Annotated in this window: 17 protein-coding genes; 15 read left to right on the top strand and 2 right to left on the bottom strand. The window is 62.1% G+C overall.

Going from position 1 to position 15,544, the window contains the following annotated elements; genetic code table 11:
* Positions 1-14: 14 nt before the first annotated feature.
* The 3 genes from L880_RS0104695 (at position 15) to L880_RS0104685 (ending at position 3,787) form a co-directional block, all read left to right on the top strand.
* Positions 15-1,682 carry an ABC transporter substrate-binding protein gene (locus L880_RS0104695; RefSeq protein ID WP_051443064.1) on the top strand — a complete coding sequence of 556 codons (1,668 nt, stop codon included), beginning with the start codon at positions 15-17 and terminating at the stop codon, positions 1,680-1,682.
* 366 nt (positions 1,683-2,048) lie between these two features.
* Entirely contained in the window at positions 2,049-2,579 is a 531-nt protein-coding gene (locus tag L880_RS31640; protein WP_157462585.1) for a hypothetical protein, read from the top strand.
* 806 nt (positions 2,580-3,385) lie between these two features.
* The gene (locus L880_RS0104685; protein WP_157462583.1) at positions 3,386-3,787 is read left to right on the top strand and encodes a hypothetical protein; all 402 of its coding nucleotides are present in this window, start codon (positions 3,386-3,388) and stop codon (positions 3,785-3,787) included.
* Positions 3,788-4,166: 379 nt separating this feature from the next.
* Here L880_RS0104685 and L880_RS0104680 read toward each other — a convergent pair whose 3' ends face one another.
* The gene (locus L880_RS0104680) at positions 4,167-5,411 is read right to left on the bottom strand and encodes an acyl-CoA dehydrogenase family protein (protein ID WP_211245273.1); all 1,245 of its coding nucleotides are present in this window, start codon (positions 5,409-5,411) and stop codon (positions 4,167-4,169) included.
* A 10-nt stretch (positions 5,412-5,421) separates the two neighbouring features.
* The gene (locus L880_RS0104675; protein WP_051443062.1) at positions 5,422-6,249 is read right to left on the bottom strand and encodes a MetQ/NlpA family ABC transporter substrate-binding protein; all 828 of its coding nucleotides are present in this window, start codon (positions 6,247-6,249) and stop codon (positions 5,422-5,424) included.
* 229 nt (positions 6,250-6,478) lie between these two features.
* Here L880_RS0104675 and L880_RS0104670 point away from each other — a divergent pair, with 229 nt between their 5' ends.
* The 12 genes from L880_RS0104670 to L880_RS0104615 all read left to right on the top strand — a co-directional run bounded on the left by L880_RS0104670 (position 6,479) and on the right by L880_RS0104615 (position 15,523).
* Positions 6,479-7,354, top strand: coding sequence for a methionine ABC transporter ATP-binding protein (locus L880_RS0104670; RefSeq protein WP_027474681.1), 876 nt, complete (start codon positions 6,479-6,481; stop codon positions 7,352-7,354).
* On the top strand, positions 7,347-8,009 hold the full coding sequence (locus L880_RS0104665) for a methionine ABC transporter permease (protein ID WP_019576665.1): 663 nt from the start codon (positions 7,347-7,349) through the stop codon (positions 8,007-8,009). The genes L880_RS0104670 and L880_RS0104665 overlap by 8 nt, the downstream gene beginning before the upstream one ends.
* A gap of 30 nt (positions 8,010-8,039) precedes the next feature.
* Complete coding sequence (locus L880_RS0104660) at positions 8,040-8,897, top strand: MetQ/NlpA family ABC transporter substrate-binding protein (RefSeq protein ID WP_043328447.1); 858 nt, start codon at positions 8,040-8,042, stop codon at positions 8,895-8,897.
* A gap of 30 nt (positions 8,898-8,927) precedes the next feature.
* Positions 8,928-9,524 carry a 1,2-dihydroxy-3-keto-5-methylthiopentene dioxygenase gene (locus L880_RS34210; RefSeq protein ID WP_051443061.1) on the top strand — a complete coding sequence of 199 codons (597 nt, stop codon included), beginning with the start codon at positions 8,928-8,930 and terminating at the stop codon, positions 9,522-9,524.
* 379 nt (positions 9,525-9,903) lie between these two features.
* Positions 9,904-10,971 (top strand): hypothetical protein, encoded by a 1,068-nt coding sequence (locus L880_RS35470; RefSeq protein WP_157462581.1) that lies wholly within the window; start codon positions 9,904-9,906, stop codon positions 10,969-10,971.
* A gap of 2 nt (positions 10,972-10,973) precedes the next feature.
* On the top strand, positions 10,974-11,804 hold the full coding sequence (locus L880_RS0104645) for a hypothetical protein (protein WP_027474678.1): 831 nt from the start codon (positions 10,974-10,976) through the stop codon (positions 11,802-11,804).
* Between the two features lie 271 nt (positions 11,805-12,075).
* Positions 12,076-13,497, top strand: a complete 1,422-nt coding sequence (atpD, locus tag L880_RS0104640) for a F0F1 ATP synthase subunit beta (protein WP_051443074.1) — start codon at positions 12,076-12,078, stop codon at positions 13,495-13,497.
* Complete coding sequence (locus L880_RS0104635) at positions 13,494-13,970, top strand: hypothetical protein (protein WP_051443060.1); 477 nt, start codon at positions 13,494-13,496, stop codon at positions 13,968-13,970. The genes atpD and L880_RS0104635 overlap by 4 nt, the downstream gene beginning before the upstream one ends.
* Entirely contained in the window at positions 13,967-14,269 is a 303-nt protein-coding gene (locus tag L880_RS0104630) for an AtpZ/AtpI family protein (RefSeq protein ID WP_027474675.1), read from the top strand. Before L880_RS0104635 ends, L880_RS0104630 begins: the two co-directional genes overlap by 4 nt.
* Before the next feature lie 13 nt (positions 14,270-14,282).
* Positions 14,283-14,579, top strand: coding sequence for an ATP synthase subunit I (locus L880_RS0104625; protein WP_027474674.1), 297 nt, complete (start codon positions 14,283-14,285; stop codon positions 14,577-14,579).
* A complete protein-coding gene (locus L880_RS0104620; RefSeq protein WP_027474673.1) occupies positions 14,576-15,247 on the top strand; it encodes a F0F1 ATP synthase subunit A in 672 nt (223 codons plus the stop codon). Before L880_RS0104625 ends, L880_RS0104620 begins: the two co-directional genes overlap by 4 nt.
* Before the next feature lie 24 nt (positions 15,248-15,271).
* On the top strand, positions 15,272-15,523 hold the full coding sequence (locus L880_RS0104615; protein WP_027474672.1) for a F0F1 ATP synthase subunit C: 252 nt from the start codon (positions 15,272-15,274) through the stop codon (positions 15,521-15,523).
* The last annotated feature ends 21 nt before the right edge of the window (positions 15,524-15,544 follow it).

Below are 15,544 nucleotides of genomic sequence, written 5' to 3'. Positions count from 1 at the left end.
CCCCTCCCCACAACATGAAGCGCAGAACCCTTCTTGCCCGCGGCGCACTGACCCGCCTGGCCATGCCCCTGGCCGCCTCCCTGGCCTTGATGGGCGTCACCCAGGGGCCCGTCCAGGCCCAGACCGCCAAACCCGTGAATGCAGCGAAAGCGGCGGATCTGACTCCCGTCAGCGGCGGCGTGCTCAACGTGGCCGTGTCACCCGAGCCCACGCTGCTGACCTCGGCCTTCATCACCACCATGAACATCGGCCAGGTCTCCAGCAAGGTGCTCGAAGGCCTGGTCAGCTTTGACCTGAACCTGCAGCCCGTGCCGGCGCTGGCCACCTCGTGGCAGCAATCGGAAGACGGCCTGACCCTGCGCTTCAAGCTGCGCGAGAACGTGAAATGGCACGACGGCAAGGATTTCACCTCGGCCGACGTCGAATACACACTGCTCAACGTCTGGAAGAAGCTGCACCCCTTCGGCCGTGCTGCCTTTGCCAACGTCGAGAAGGTGGACACCCCCGACCGGTACACCGTGGTGATCCACCTGTCCTCGCCCGCGCCCTACCTGCTCAACTACATCAACAGCTACGGCGCCCAGATCCTGCCCAAGCACCTGTATGCCGGCACCGACGTGTTGAACAACCCGGCCAACCTCGCGCCCGTGGGCACGGGTCCCTTTGTGTTCAAGGAATGGGTCAAGGGCAGCCATGTGCGGCTGGAGCGCAACCCCCACTACTGGCAGAAGGGCCAGCCCTACCTGCAGGGCATCGTGTTCAAGTTCAACCCCGACGCCGCAGCCCGCGCCGTGGCCCTGGAGGTGGGCGAGATCGATGTGGCCCTGGGCTCGAGCATCCCGCTGTCCAACCTCGAGCGCTTCAGCGACCCGGCCAAATGGACCATCAACCTCGATGACGGCCGCTACCTGTCGACCATCTTCCTGACCCAGTTCAATGTGCGCCGCCCCTACTTGAGCGACAAGCGCGTGCGCCAGGCCTTTGCCCATGCGATCGACAAGAATGCGCTGCTCAAGGTGGTGTTTTGGGGGTATGGCAAGCCCGCCACCGGCCCTGTGCCCTCGTCGGTGGTCAACTATTACTCACCCGACACCCGCCAATACCCCTATGACCTCAAGAAGGCCGAGGCTCTGCTCGATGAGGCGGGCTTCCGCAAGGGGGCTGACGGCAAACGCCTCAAGGTCACACTGGACTACGACGGCGGTGGCGGCGGCAGCCGTGAGGCCGAATTCATCCGCCAGTCGTTGGGCCGCATTGGGGTCGAGGTGGTGCTGCGCGGCGGCGACACGGTCAGCTACCTGCGCCGCATCTTCACCGACCAGGACTACGACCTGATGATCTCCAGCCTGCACCGCCTGCCCGATCCCACCCTGGGCGTGCAGCGCCTGTTCTGGACCCGCAACATCATCAAGGGCGCGCCCTGGACCAATGGCTCGGGCTATTCCAACCCGGCCCTGGACAAGATCATGGAAGCCGCCGCCGACGAGGCCAACCCGGCCCGCCGCAAGGCCTTGATCACCCAGTGGCAACAGATCGTGCAAGAGGACCTGCCCGTGCTGGACCTGATCGAGCAGACCTGGGTCACCGTCTCCACCGCGCGCTTCCACAAGACCGTGGCGCAGGGCGACGGCTTGTTTGCCTCGTATGCCGATGCCTGGCTGCAGCCGGCGGCGGGCAAGTAAGGCGACTGCACAGCCCAAACCAGCCAGGGGCTTTTCCGGACAAGCCCCTGGCCAATGGCTTCCCGCCATCGACCTCTGCGCTCAGCATTTAGGAGCGGCCGCCCATCCTTGATTGGCTCGAATCGCCTTTGTTGAATTTTAGAATTTGAAATCACGCATAAATCAAAACGCACGCCTATTTAGAGGCATGTTGGATTTTTGGGCTTGCTTGGTTCATCGATTTCTAAATTGCGGAGGCGATCAATGCTTTATTCCTATTCTTGTTCCCGTCTCGACGGCGAACGCATGGCCAGCCAGTCAATCGTGACTGCAATCAATGGAATAGCGTGTTAGTCACGCAGAAATATTCAGGCACTCTGATGTCTCTTGCAAGCAAAAGAGCGAGCGAGGCAGCGCAGAGTCGCTGAATGGTCGTTAACCATGAGAAAAATAATATTTTTCACATTGATTTCAATCTCCGGTTACGCGGCCTCACTCGAATCCATGCTGCTGGAGAGTGTTCAAGCTTTGCCGCTCAATTACAGAATCATAAAAACATGCGGAGATTGGAGGGTAAAAGACACGCGTGGCTATTACCGCCTTGTCGTTGCTGATGTTGATGATGGGGCAGGCAGTGAGGTCTATGTGCAGTGGATCACGCATTCGACGCTAGAGCAGAAATCAAAGTTGATCAAGACGTTGGCGTTTTCTGAGTTGAATAACGATCATGCGCAATACTTGATTCAGACTGCCACTTGTGAGAAAAAGGGCGGATTTGCATATGTCACTATCAAGGCGTTGTATGAGCACGATGAGAAAGACCTGGTTCACCACTTTTTAATCAGGCTCATTGATATTGGAAAATACGAGTTGGGTGAAAACAGTGTGGTCGAGTTATTTTTGGGGCCACTACGGTGAGGGTTTCAAGTAACCGTGGTCGTCTGCGCTCACCATTAAAAATTCAGGTGCGGCACCTTTTAAAACGATCTCCGACAACATCATAAATTTCTTCCGCGACTTGCTCGTGGCGCCTGGGTTAATGCTTGGCGCCACCGCTGCGATTTATTTTGTAATATGGCTTATCAAATTTTTTGATTTGCTCCATCTTCGCAAATTGGGAGGTATGGTTTCGTTTTGAGGGAGTAAATGAGCTGATGGCAATAGTAAATGTTGGGCAGGTTATGAATATTTTAAAGAAATCTCTTGATTTATTATTAAGAGGAATGCTCAAATATATTTCATGTTGCTTGGAATTGAGATCGATCAATTATAGGGTGGTGTTCATATTTCTGTGTTGGTGCCTGGGTTTTGATTTTATTACTCTGCTACGTTAATTTGGATTTTTCTCTTGGGGGTTTTTATTTGGTTTGCCAAGGTTTTTGATTTTGAGAAAAATTATTATATTTACCATGGAGGTAAAATATTTCGGGCATGTCGGTGTGGACCGGATTTGCAATGTCCTTGTAAATTTGGTGATGTGGGTGGATACATTTGCATAATAAAACTGAGGATTGTTGTTTTTGAAGTAAAGATATTTTGGATTGTTGCGTGGATTTACTTTGCGGTAGTGGTTTGTTTTTGCGAAATCTTGAATATTATTTTCTCGTGCTGCCAGACTCTTGGTTTTTTCTGGTTGAGCTAATTTGATTTTGAATTTTTATATAAAAGCCCAGTGGGTTGCATGTTTGTTTGGCTGAATTCTAGCCTTTGTGAATTATAAATTTATGAAAAAAATCATTGAAAAAGTTCGCATCTTTATCCTTGTTCGATTTCTAATGAGTCACCTAAGATCTTTGGTTGCTATTAAGATATTTTTTCTGTCAAGTGACGTGCTTGCGGTTTGGGATTATTCTTTGGAATTTAAGGTTGCAATTTATCAGGCTTCAGTTGATGCATGTATAAAGGTTGACAAAGACATTGTGATCCGCGGGCAGGTAGAAATGAAAAATGAACTCGGGAACATTAGTCAAAAAGACATGGATGCTATCAAGTCAAGTGATGAATATGTGTATTTCTATGCGGAAGGTTTGAGGGCGTTTTTGAAACATATTGAATCACAATCGAGTGATAGCCTTAAATTGAAGGCTTGCAAGGAAATAATGAGGGTTGATGGGTACGGCCTATAGTCACTCTAAGAATTATCTGTAAATACCATCTCGCCAGCAGGGCGAGGCTGAAGATCGCACGAGATAACCCAAATGAACCAGATCACGCTCGGCCTTGACCCACTACCCAAGTAGGCCCGCAAAGAAGTCTTCCTCGATGAGATGAGCCAGGTGGTGCCCTGGTCGGTGCTTTTGGCGTTGATCCAACCGCACGCGTGTGGCGAACATCAGACTTTGGGTGGTTTGCAGTGCAGACCATGCTGCGCATCCATTGCCTGCAACGGCGGTGGAACCTGAGCGACCCGACCATGGAAAAGGAGCTGCACGAGCGCCCGCAGACATGGCAATACAGGGCAAGGCCGGGCCCATGAGCCTGGCGCTTGCCCTTTTCAAGGCAACCTCAGAACAACCCCGTCGTCGGCGGCGCAGTCCCACTCAGGTGCCAGGCCCCGCTGGCGGCGGCCTTCCACTGGCGCGGGTTGTGGTTGGCCACGGTGCGGGCGTTGCGCCAGTGGCGGTCGAGGTTGATGTTGCGATCGGTGGCCGAGGCGCCGCCCACGTCAAAGGCCAGCTCCGAGGCCTTCAGGGCCGCCTCGGCTGCGAAATACTGGGCCTGGGCCACTTCGATCGAGGCCTGGGTCAGGGTGCTTTCGCTGAGCTGGTCGGCCCAGGCGGCATCGATCGCGTCGGCGGCGCGCAGCACGGTGGCCTCGGCGGCGTAGGCCTGGGCGGCGATCTGGCCCACGGTCTCCTGCACATAGGGGTCGTCCACCGAACGGGTGGCCGTGCTGTGGCGGATGGGGCGTGCCTTGTGGCGGGCAAAGGCCACGGCGTCGTTCAGGGCGTTGCGCGCAATGCCGGCCTGCACAGCGGCCAGGAAGAGCTGGAACAGCGGTGCAATCGGGCTGCGGCGGTCACGCGGGAAGGAGTTCACCCGCACCTCTTCGGCCCGCACCAGCACGTTTTGAAAGTGCGTGCTGCCGCTGGCCGTCAGGCGCTGGCCGGTGGTGTCGAAATCGTCCACCAGCTCCAGCCCCGGGCGGTGCCGTGGCACGGTGAAGGCGACCTCACGGCCTTCCTCGTTGAGGGCCAGCGAGCCGATCCAGTCGGCATACAGGGCGCCGGTGCTGTAGTACTTGCTGCCGCTGATGCGGTAGTGCTCGCCTTCGCGGCGCAACTGGGCGGTGTTGGCGCCGTGGGCGCCCCCGCGCTCCAGCCCGGCATTGCCGAAGATCTCGCCGGCCAGCAGGCGGGGGAACCAGCGCCGCTGCTCCGCCTCGGTGCCGCCGTACAGCAGGCTGTCGACGGTGCCGAAATTGGGCCGCAGGGCCTGGGCCACGTTCGAGTCCGCCGCCGCCAGGTCGATCACGAAGCGGATCACATCGTGCACCGAGGCGCCTGGGCCGCCCTGGGCCTTGGGGATGCGCCAGGTCAGCAGGCCGGCCTCGGCGATGCGGCGCACCAGGGCATAGGGCAGCTCGCGCTTGCGTTCGCGCTCGGCGGCGCCGGCCGCGATCTCGGGCAGCAGGGCCTGGGCGCGGGCATGCAGGATGGCGGCATCGGCTGCCGGGGGCAGGGCGTGGCCCAGCGGGGCCGGGTGGGGGTTGATCTGGGTTTCGCTGTGATCAGCGGTGGCGGTGCTCATGGGGACTCCTTCAGAAGGCCGGCACCAGGGCGCCGTTGAACTTGCTTTCGATGAACTGCTTCACCTCGGGCGACTGGTAGGCCGCCACCAGGCGCTTCACCCAGGGCTGGTTCTGATCAGCGCGGCGCACGGCGATCAGGTTGGCATAGGGGCCCTGGGGGGCTTCCTTGATCACGGCGTCGCGCTGCAGCGAGAGGCCGGCCTGCGAGGCGTAATCGTTGTTGATCGAGGCGATCACCAGATCGTCCAGTGAGCGCGGCAGCTGGGCCGCGTCCAGCGCCACCAGCTTGAGCTTGCGCGGGTTGCTCACCACGTCCAGCGGGGTGGCGTTGTTGTTCTTCACGGCCTCGGGCTTGAGGGTGATCAGGCCGGCCGACTGCAGCAGCAGCAGCGCCCGGTTGCCGTTGCTCGGGTCGTTCTGGATGCCGACCGAAGCGCCCTCGGGCAGATCGGCGATGGACTTGATCTTGCGCGAGTAAAAGCCCAGCGGCGCGGTGATGGTCAGGCCCACCGGCACCAGGTCAAAGCCGCGGGCCTTGATCTGGTTGTCGAGAAAGGGCTTGTGCTGGAAGGCGTTGGCGTCCAGGTCACCGGCGGCCAGGGCTGCATTGGGCAACTGGTAGTCGTTGAAGGTGATCACCTCGATGTTCAGGCCGTCACGGGCCGCCACCTTCTTGACCACGGCAAAGATCTCTTCGGCGTGGCCGACCGAGATGCCCACCTTGAGGGTCTTCTTGTCCTGGGCCAGGGCGGGGCTCAGCGCGGCCAGCGACAGGGCCAGGGCGCTCAGGCCCAGGGCGAGGTGGCGACGGGTGGGGCGTGCAGAAAACAGGGACATGGCAAATGCGGGCGGCGCGGGCCGCCGTTTCAGTTCAGACAGGCGGCCCACTGTGCAAGGCTTGGCGCGTGCTGCCAAGGAAGCAATTCGCATGTGCTTATCGGGTGGGCGCGACGCGATGGCTGTTGGGCCGGCTTATGCGCAAACCGGATAAGCGTCGGCTGTTTCATTCGTTCCGCTTCGGCGGGGGCTTGCAGATACTGCGGCCTTTCTTCATCACCCCCAACCCATGACTGGTTTAACTTCTCCGGCCGCCGAGGCGGCCCCCGTGATCCGGCTGGAGGCGGTGCGCAAATCGTTTGCCCTGCCCGGCGGCGCCGCCTTCGATGCGGTGCGCGAGGTGTCGCTGAGCATCCAGGCCGGCGACGTGTTCGGCCTGATCGGCAAGAGCGGCGCCGGCAAATCCACCTTGCTGCGCCTGATCAACCTGCTCGAAAAGCCCGACGGCGGCCGCGTGCTGGTGGCCGGGCGCGACCTGACCGCCCTGACGCGCCGCGAGCTGCGCGACACGCGCCAGAACATCGGCATGATTTTTCAGCAGTTCAACCTGCTGCAGAACGCCACTGTGTTCGACAACGTGGCCTTTGCGCTGAAGATCCACGGTCGCCACAGCCGTGCCGAGATCGCCGAGCGTGTGCACGAATGCCTGGCCCTGGTGGGCCTGCCCGAAAAGGCGCAAAGCTACCCGGCCCAGCTCTCGGGCGGCCAGAAGCAGCGTGTGGCGATTGCCCGCGCCCTGGCGCCGCGCCCCCAGGTGCTGCTGTGCGACGAGCCCACCTCGGCGCTCGACAGCGAGACCACCCGCTCGCTGCTGGAGACCCTGCGTGACATCAACCAGAAGGTGGGTGTGACCATCGTCATCGTCACCCATGAGCTGTCGGTGGTCGAGCTGTTGTGCCGCCATGTCGCCATCCTGGAGCAGGGCCGCCTGGTGGAGCAGTTTGCGGTGGACGAGTTGGGCGTGGAACGCCAGACCGTGCTGGGCCGCGAACTGGCCGAGCTGGTGCGCAGCCGCCCGGCCCGCGATGCGGCACGAGACACCTCCCGTGATGCCTCCCGCGCTTCCCTGAATTCTGTCCCCGCCAAGGAGTTGGCCTATGCCTGAGAACATCGCCGCCATCCTGCCCGAGCTGTGGGTGGCCACCGCCCAGACCTTTCTGATGCTGGCCATCGGCCTGTCGGCCGCTGTGCTGATCGGCGGCCCGCTGGGGGTGCTGCTGTTTCTGCTGGGGCCGGGCCAGTCGCTGGACAACAAGCCGGCCTTTCTGGTGCTGAACTGGCTGGTCAACACCGTGCGCTCCTTCCCCTTCATCATCCTGCTGGTGGCCCTGGTGCCGTTCACGCGCTCCATCGTCGGCACCTCGATCGGGCCCTTGGCGGCGGCCGTGCCGCTGTCGTTTGCCGCCATCCCCTACCTGGCCCGCCTGGTGGACCAGTGCCTGCGCGACGTGCCGCGCGGCGTGATCGAGGCGGCCCACGCCATGGGCGCCAGTGAGCTGCAGATCGTCTGGCGCGTGCTGCTGGTCGAGGCCCGCTCGGGCCTGGTGCTGGCCCTGACCGTGCTGGCCGTGAGCTTTCTGTCGTACTCGGCGATTGCCGGTGTGGTGGGCGGCGGCGGCATTGGCGACCTGGCCATCCGCTACGGCTACTACCGCTTCCAGACCGATGTGATGGTGCTCACCGTGGCCCTGCTGGTGCTGCTGGTGCAGGCCGTGCAGTTCACCGGCAACACCGTGGCGCGCCGCCTCGACAAGCGCTGAGACCTTTCCCCCATTTTTGAAAGCCTTCCCATGACCGCATTCCAACGCCCTCTGCGCCTTCTTCCCCTTCTTCCCCGCCGTGCCTGGCTGTCGGCCCTGGCCGCCACCACCGCCCTGGCCTTGATGGGCCCGGGCGCCGCGCTGGCCCAGAGCGCCAGCAAGAAAGAACTGGTGATCGGCGGCACCGCCGGCTCCAACATCGACCAGCTCAAGGCCGGCATCGTGCCGCTGCTCGAAAAGAAGGGCTACCAGGTCAAGCTGGTCGAGTTCAACGACTACGTGCAGCCCAACCTGGCCCTGGCCCAGGGTTCGCTCGATGCCAACTTCTTCCAGCACCGCGTGTACCTGCGCAAGTTTGCGGCGGATCAGAAGCTCGACCTGGTCGAACTGGTGCAGGGCCCCATCGCCCCGCTAGGCGTGTACTCCACCCGCCGCAAGACCCTGGCCGAAGCCCGTGAGGGTGACCGCGTGACCCTGCCCAACGACCCCAGCAACCTGGCCCGTGCCCTGGTGCTGCTGGAGCAGAACCACCTGGTCAAGCTCAAGGCGGGCATCGACCCGCTGCGCGCCAGCGAAAAAGACCTGGAGGCCAACCCCTTGAAGCTCAAGCTGATCCCGCTGGAGGCCGCCCAGCTGCCGCGCTCGCTGGGCGATGCCGAGTACGCCATCGTCAACGGCAACTTTGCCATCTCCTCGGGCCTCAAGCTGACCGAAGCCGTGGCCCTGGAAAAGACGCCCGACCACTACCTGAACGTGGTGGCCGTCAAGCGCGCCGATCAGGACACGCCCTGGGCGCGCGACATCGCCGAGGCCTACCGCTCCAAAGAGTTCAAGGCCGTGGTGGACAGCCGCTTCGCTGGCTACGCCAAGCCCGCCTTTTTGCAATAAGCGTCCATCCAGGGCAGAGGAGGGCAGGGCATGGCTGCATTGGCACTCTTTGATGCCGCCGGGCAGTGGCAAGACACCCTGGTGTGCGAGCACCGCATCGCCCCCTGGCTGCAAGGCCTGGGGGTGAGTTGGGGCGTGTTGCATCTGGGCCCTGCACCCGAGCCCGACGCGCCAGGCGCCCAGGCCTGGCTGCAGGCTCAGCAGGTGCCGTTGGCCAGCCTGGGCCAGGGGCTGGGCCTGCACCACATCGACCGGGTGCGGGTGAACCCCGGCCAGCCCGGCTGGCCTGCACTGCGCCAGCAATTCACCCAGGAGCACCGCCACAGCGAGGCCGAGCTGCGCGTGTTCCTGGCCGGCGCCGGCCTGTTCACCGTGCGCCACCCCGAGGGCTTTGTGGGCCTGCTGTGCGAGGCGGGTGACTGGGTGGCCCTGCCGGCCGGTCTGGCCCACAGCTTTGATGCCGGGGCCGAGCCCCACTTTGACGCGCTGCGCCTGCTGGGCCAGGCCGAAGGCTGGGTGGCCCAGCCCAGCGGCCTGCCGCGCCCCGAACTCCCAGACTTTGACACCTTTGTCAGCCAGTTGCTGGAGCAGACTGGCTACGCCAGCCCCGACGATCTGGTCTGCTGAACGCCGACTTGCGCGTGAACCTCTCGGCCGGGGGCGAAAGGCAGGTGTTGTCCAAAGTACCTTGGGCGGTTGACGGCTCGCGAGTAGACCTTTGCTGCCTGGGGCCACACCACTTTGTCCTTGCCGAGGCTGCTCTTCAGACGGTTCGGTCGCTGAGGACGCGCTGCCGTGCACTTACCTTCGCCAGCGACCTGCTTTGTGGGGGAGGCCCGCCAATCAATTGCTTGCTGGGAGTGATTCGGCATTTGCAATGCTGGCGGAATCTGTTGGGTGAGTTGAATAATCTAATGAGTGAATGGTATTTCAATCAATCATCCATTCATCGATTTACATGGAATTGAGCATGTTACATGCATGGTGCCCCTGATAAATTCGTGTGATGCTAGCATCTTTTCAGTTATTGGGGCTGAAGATGTCAAAATTGAACGCATTCGCACAGAGTGAAAAAATTCGCGTGACACTGCAGGTGGAGCGAGAGTTAATCAATTATCAAAATACCTTTCCGTGGCAGGCGAGTTCCGTTGGTAGTGCTGGCGTTTGCCGCGCAGATGGTTGGAATTTGTTTGTTCAGCAATTGGATGGTGATTTTGATTTGGACGAGGGCTTGGCAAGAAGTGTCATTGCCAGTTTGCAAGGAAGTAACCAAAATGCATTTTCGGGCTCTTGGATGGGGCAGTATTTGGGAGGTGAAACCAGCGGTCATGTTGGTTCCGTAGAGCGCTTTCAATCTGAGTTGAATAATGCGATTTCAGGGCCGGGGAATATTTTGGGTAATACGGGTGCTTTGAAACAGGCTGCCAATGCCCGCTTGGAGAAAATCACTGCCGACGCCTTGCGAGCTGCTGCCCTTCAGGTGGAGTCGGGCGCGGTACAAAGCGTCAAGATCAACGGGTATATGACGCTCTACAATGCCAATAAATCAGGTAAAGGTCGCCCTCGTCCCCGTGTACGAATTCGGGGTTTGCCCATGCAAGTGATCACGCCTGCACTTAATCAAGGCATGCGTGCAGCCGCGATGGGGATGGGGGCCAGTGCCGTCATGAGAAGTACGGAAATGGCCAAAGTGCAAAGGCTGGCCGGGTTGGCGGCGAGTAGTCATTGGACAGGTCAGGCTGCATTTTTGAATGGCAAGATGGGTGGCGGTGTTTTGACATTTGCGCCCAGTGCCGCGCTTGATGCCTATCAAAGCATAGAACGAGATATGGCGGGGGATCTGCGCTTTAACCGCCAGAAATTCATGATTGCCTCTGCGAAAAGTCAGAGTGGAAACCTGCTTGGCTTGGCTGGCAGCAGCTTGGTTGGAGCGGGTTTTGCGATCGCTGGCTTGTCGGCAACACCCGTGATTTTAATTGCCCTGTTTGGTGGCGTATTGGTGCAAGCGGTTTGGGGCTGGAGCGGCGGCGCTGACTGGGCCGGTGCGGCAGCAGAACGCGCAATGAAGCATTGACCATGTTGCTATCCATCCATGCTGCTCGTACCGGTTTGGCCCAATTGCCGATGGTATTGGGCGGCAATAACATGCTGGCTTTGGCGATTTTTTTGTTTGTATTGTTTCCTGGGGCCGCACATGTGCGAGAAATTTTCATCGCAGTGGCTTCTTTTTCCGCTATCGGCTTTTTTGTGGGTGCATATCTCAAGTATCGTTCGAGTTTTGACTCCACCTGCGGATTATGGGGGTACCTTTATCTGATTGTTGTGTTGGAACTGATGTTGTCGGGTGGAGGCTTTGCATTGGTGTTCTCATCTGCAGGCCGGTTGAATATCGTTTGGTTTGCAGTCTGTGCCAATGCTTTGATCCTTCTACTCACCGTATTGGCTGGAATGTGGCGGGAGGCCATTAGTCTTGATTTTTTTTCGGGGCCATCGGGTCGTTGGAAAAAAAATATCTCGAGATACATCGATTGCTCCCGCCATCAGGTCGACCCGCTGTTAATTACTGATTTTCCGCTGATGGGCAGGGGGCGGGTGGTACGGTCACCAGTCTGGATCGCAGCTGTGGGGAGTACGAATATCCCATTTTTATTTGAAGTCTTTGCGGGGGGGCGGGTCAGCGCGGTGTTTTGGGTCGTGCCCCTCTTGGCTGGCCTTTTTTCATACCTGAATATCAGCTCACTGGGGCCGGGCCTGTTGCGAATCATCCTGCTGCGTCGATTGGAAAAGTGTCTGGGTCGTCGGTTCATCAACGCAGACCTGGTGCATATACAAGAACTGCGCCGAGGTTTTTTGATGGCGCGGTGGTTAATGAAAGACTTCTCTGGGCTTCAAGGGGGCCAGCGGTGATCACCAGCCAAGGGGTCTTCTTGATCGGCGTGGCTTCGCTAGCATCACGCGGCCTGTGAGGCCGCAAGTCAGTTGTTCACGAGGCATTTGAATTTCTTAGCTCAGACGAGACCCAGGGTCTGTGTCATGGTTGACCTGGGTCAATTGCTTCTGAGCCCCGCTGGGCTTCAATGACCAGACCGATCAAGCCTGATCGACCGCCCTTTGTCATCGCTGCGCCATGGTGCCGGGTGACGATGGGGCCCTCGGGCTTGTCTCGTTTCAGTCACCCATGCCCAACGTTAATGCTTCTGACACCCCAGCCCTGGCCCGGGGGCGCGTGCTTGCCGTGCAGGGCGGGGTGGTCGACGTGCGATTCGACGGCGGTCTGTTGCCGGCCCCGGCCCATGCCCTGCGGGTACTGTGGGATCAGCCCCATGCCTTGACGCTGGAGGTCGAGGCCCAGCTTGATGCCGACACGGTGCGCACCGTGGCCCTGCAAGACACCCAGGGCCTGGCCCGCGACACGGCGGTGCTCGACACGGGCGCGCCCGTGATGGTGCCGGTGGGCGAGGCCCTGCTGGGCCGCCTGATCAATGTGCTGGGCGAGCCCGGTGACGGGGGCCCCGCCTTGGGGCCGCAGGTGCCGCGCCGCCCCATCCATGCCGAGCCGCTGCCGCTGTCACGCCGACGTGCCGTGGCCGAGGTGTTCGAGACCGGCATCAAGGTCATCGACCTGCTGGCTCCGCTGGCCCTGGGCAGCAAGGCGGCCATGTTCGGGGGCGCCGGTGTGGGCAAGACCGTGCTGGTGATGGAGCTGATCCATGCCATGGCCGACAGCTACCAGGGCCTGTCGGTGTTTGCCGGTGTGGGCGAGCGCAGCCGCGAAGGGCATGAGCTGCTGATGGACATGCGCGACTCGGGCATGCTGGCCAAAAGCGTGCTGGTGTTCGGCCAGATGAACGAGCCCTCGGGCGCGCGCTGGCGCACCCCGCTGGCCGCGCTCACCCTGGCCGAGTATTTTCGCGACGAGCAACAGCGCAACGTGCTGCTTTTGATGGACAACGTGTTCCGCTTTGTGCAGGCGGGTGCCGAGGTGTCGGGCCTGCTGGGGCGGCTGCCCTCACGCGTGGGCTACCAGCCCACGCTGGCCACCGAGGTGGCGGCGGTGCAGGAGCGCATCGCTTGTGGCGAGCACGCGGCCATCACCGCCATCGAGGCGGTGTACGTGCCGGCCGACGATTTCACCGACCCGGCCGTGGCCGCCATCGCCACCCACCTGGACAGCCGCATCGTGCTCTCGCGCAGCCTGGCCGCCGAGGGCATGTACCCGGCGGTCGACCCGCTGGCCTCGCAGTCGCGCCTGCTCGACCCGGCCGTGGTCGGGGCCGAGCACTGTGCGCTGGCCCGCGAGGTGCGCGAGACCCTGGCCCGCTACCGCGAGCTGCAGGACATCATCGCCCTGCTGGGCGTGGCCGAGCTCAGCCCCGAAGACCAGCAGCGCGTGGCGCGGGCGCGGCGCCTGCAGCGCTTTCTGACCCAGCCTTTCGCCGTCACCCAGGCCTTCACGGGCAAGCCCGGTCGCCAGGTGCGCCTGGCCGACACGCTCCAGGGCTGCCGCGCCATCCTGGATGGGGTGGGCGACGCTTGGCCCGAAAGCGCCTTCTACATGGTGGGCACGTTGGAAGAAGCCCAGCAGAAGGGGGCCGCATGAGCGAGCCCAGCCCACCCGAAGCGCGACGGCCCGCCTGGCCCCAGGTGGCCGGCCTGCACCTGGTGCTGAGCAGCCTGGGCTCGGTACTGGTGGACGAGGCCGGCGTGCGCTCGGTGCGGGCCCAGGATGCCAGCGGTGGCTTCGGCCTGTGGCCGGGCCATGCGGATCTGCTGTCGCTGCTGGGGGTGGGGGTGCTGAGCTGGCGCGATGCGCAGCAACATTGGCACTACTGCGCCGTGAGCGGCGGCGTGTTGACGCTGCAGCGCGGCTGCGACTTGCATGTGGCCGCCCGTGAGGCCGTGCTGGGCGACGACCTGGACCAACTGGAGCACCAGGTGCTGGCCCGTCTGCGTGAGCGAGAGCAACGCGAGCAGGCCGCGCGCCGCAACAGCCGGCACCTGGAGGTGCAGGTGCTGCGCGAGCTGATCCGGCCGCTGCAACGGCACCCCCAAGTGCCCTGGAGCACCGCATGAAGGACGCACGGCCGAGCGCCCCACGAGACACCGACACGCCCGCCTTGTTGGAAGAGGTGCAGCGCCAGGCCGGCCTGCGCCAGCGCAGCCTGCGCGAGGGTGAGCCCACGCTGCTGCGCCAGCTCTCCACCCTGGGTGTGCTGGGCTGGGTGATCGTGTTGCCCATGCTGCTGGGCCTGGCGGCTGGCCGCTGGCTGGACCACCGCCTGGGCACCGGCATCACCTTCAGTGCGGCCTTGCTGCTGCTGGGGGTGGCGGTGGGCGCGGTGGCCGCCTGGCGCTGGATGCACCAAAAATGAGGACCCCTGCTGCATGAACCCGATCCTGCTCTTGTACTTTGCCCTGGGCCTGGCCCTGGGGGCCTGGCACTTCGGCTCACTGCGCTGGCTCAGCCGGCAACTGGTCGAAGCCGACCGGGTGCCACGCTGGGGCCGCTTGGCCGGCCTGCACCTGCTGCGCCTGGGCCTGCTGGGAATTGCGTGTTGGGCCACGGCGCGCCAGGGGGCAGCGGCCTTGCTGGCCCTGGGCCTGGGCCTGCTGCTCGCGCGCCAGTGGCTGCTCAGCCGGGTGCGGCGGGGCCTCGCGGCACCGCAGGAAGGGCAGCCATGAAGGCCCAGCCTTTTTTGCACGAGGTGGTCTGGCAGCTGGGCCCGGTCGGCATCACCGCCCCGGTGATCACCACCTGGGGGCTGATCGCCGTGTTGGCCGTGCTGGCGGCCTGGCTGCGCCGGCGCCTGTCGGTGCACAGCCCCGGGCGGGTGCAACTGCTGGCGGAAATGGCCCTGGACACCCTGCAGGCCGAGATGCGCTCCACCATGCGGGCCGACCCGGCGCCTTTTCTGCCGCTGATCGCCACGCTGTTCATCTTCATCCTGAGCGCCAACCTGTGCTCCCTGGTGCCGGGCCTGGAGCCGCCCACCGGCGCGCTGGAGACCGATCTGGCCCTGGCATTGGCTGTCTTTGTGGCCGTGCTGGGCTGGGGCGTGCGGCGCCATGGGCTGTGGGGCTACCTCAAGACCTACACCGAGCCCAACCTGCTGATGCTGCCCCTGAACCTGATCGAGGCCCTGACCCGCGTGGTGTCCATGACCGTGCGCCTGTTCGGCAACATCATGAGTGGCATGTTCATTTCGGCCGTGGTGCTGGGCCTGGCCGGGCTGCTGGTGCCCGTGCCTTTCATGGCGCTGGAGCTGCTCACCGGGCTGATCCAGGCCTACATCTTCACCGTGCTCGCCATGGTCTTCATCGCTGCCGCGGCGGGCGACCACGGCGACTGATCGTCTTTCTACTGGAGCATTCACATGGACACTGGCTGGATTCAAATCGTGAGCATCATCTGCGCCGCCCTGGCGGTGGCCTTCGGGGCCATCGGGCCCGCGCTGGCCGAGGGCCGGGCCGTGGCCGCGGCCATGGACGCGCTGGCCCGCCAGCCCGAGGCCGCCAGCACCATCTCGCGCACCTTGTTCGTGGGCCTGGCCATGATCGAGACCATGGCCATCTACTGCCTGGTGATCGCCTTGCTGCTGCTGTTTGCCAACCCTTTTGTGCGTTGAATGCACTGAATGCACTGAATG

Source organism: Curvibacter gracilis ATCC BAA-807 (assembly GCF_000518645.1).
Lineage (GTDB): Bacteria > Pseudomonadota > Gammaproteobacteria > Burkholderiales > Burkholderiaceae_C > Curvibacter > Curvibacter gracilis.
This window is presented reverse-complemented; position numbering and strand designations above follow the sequence as displayed.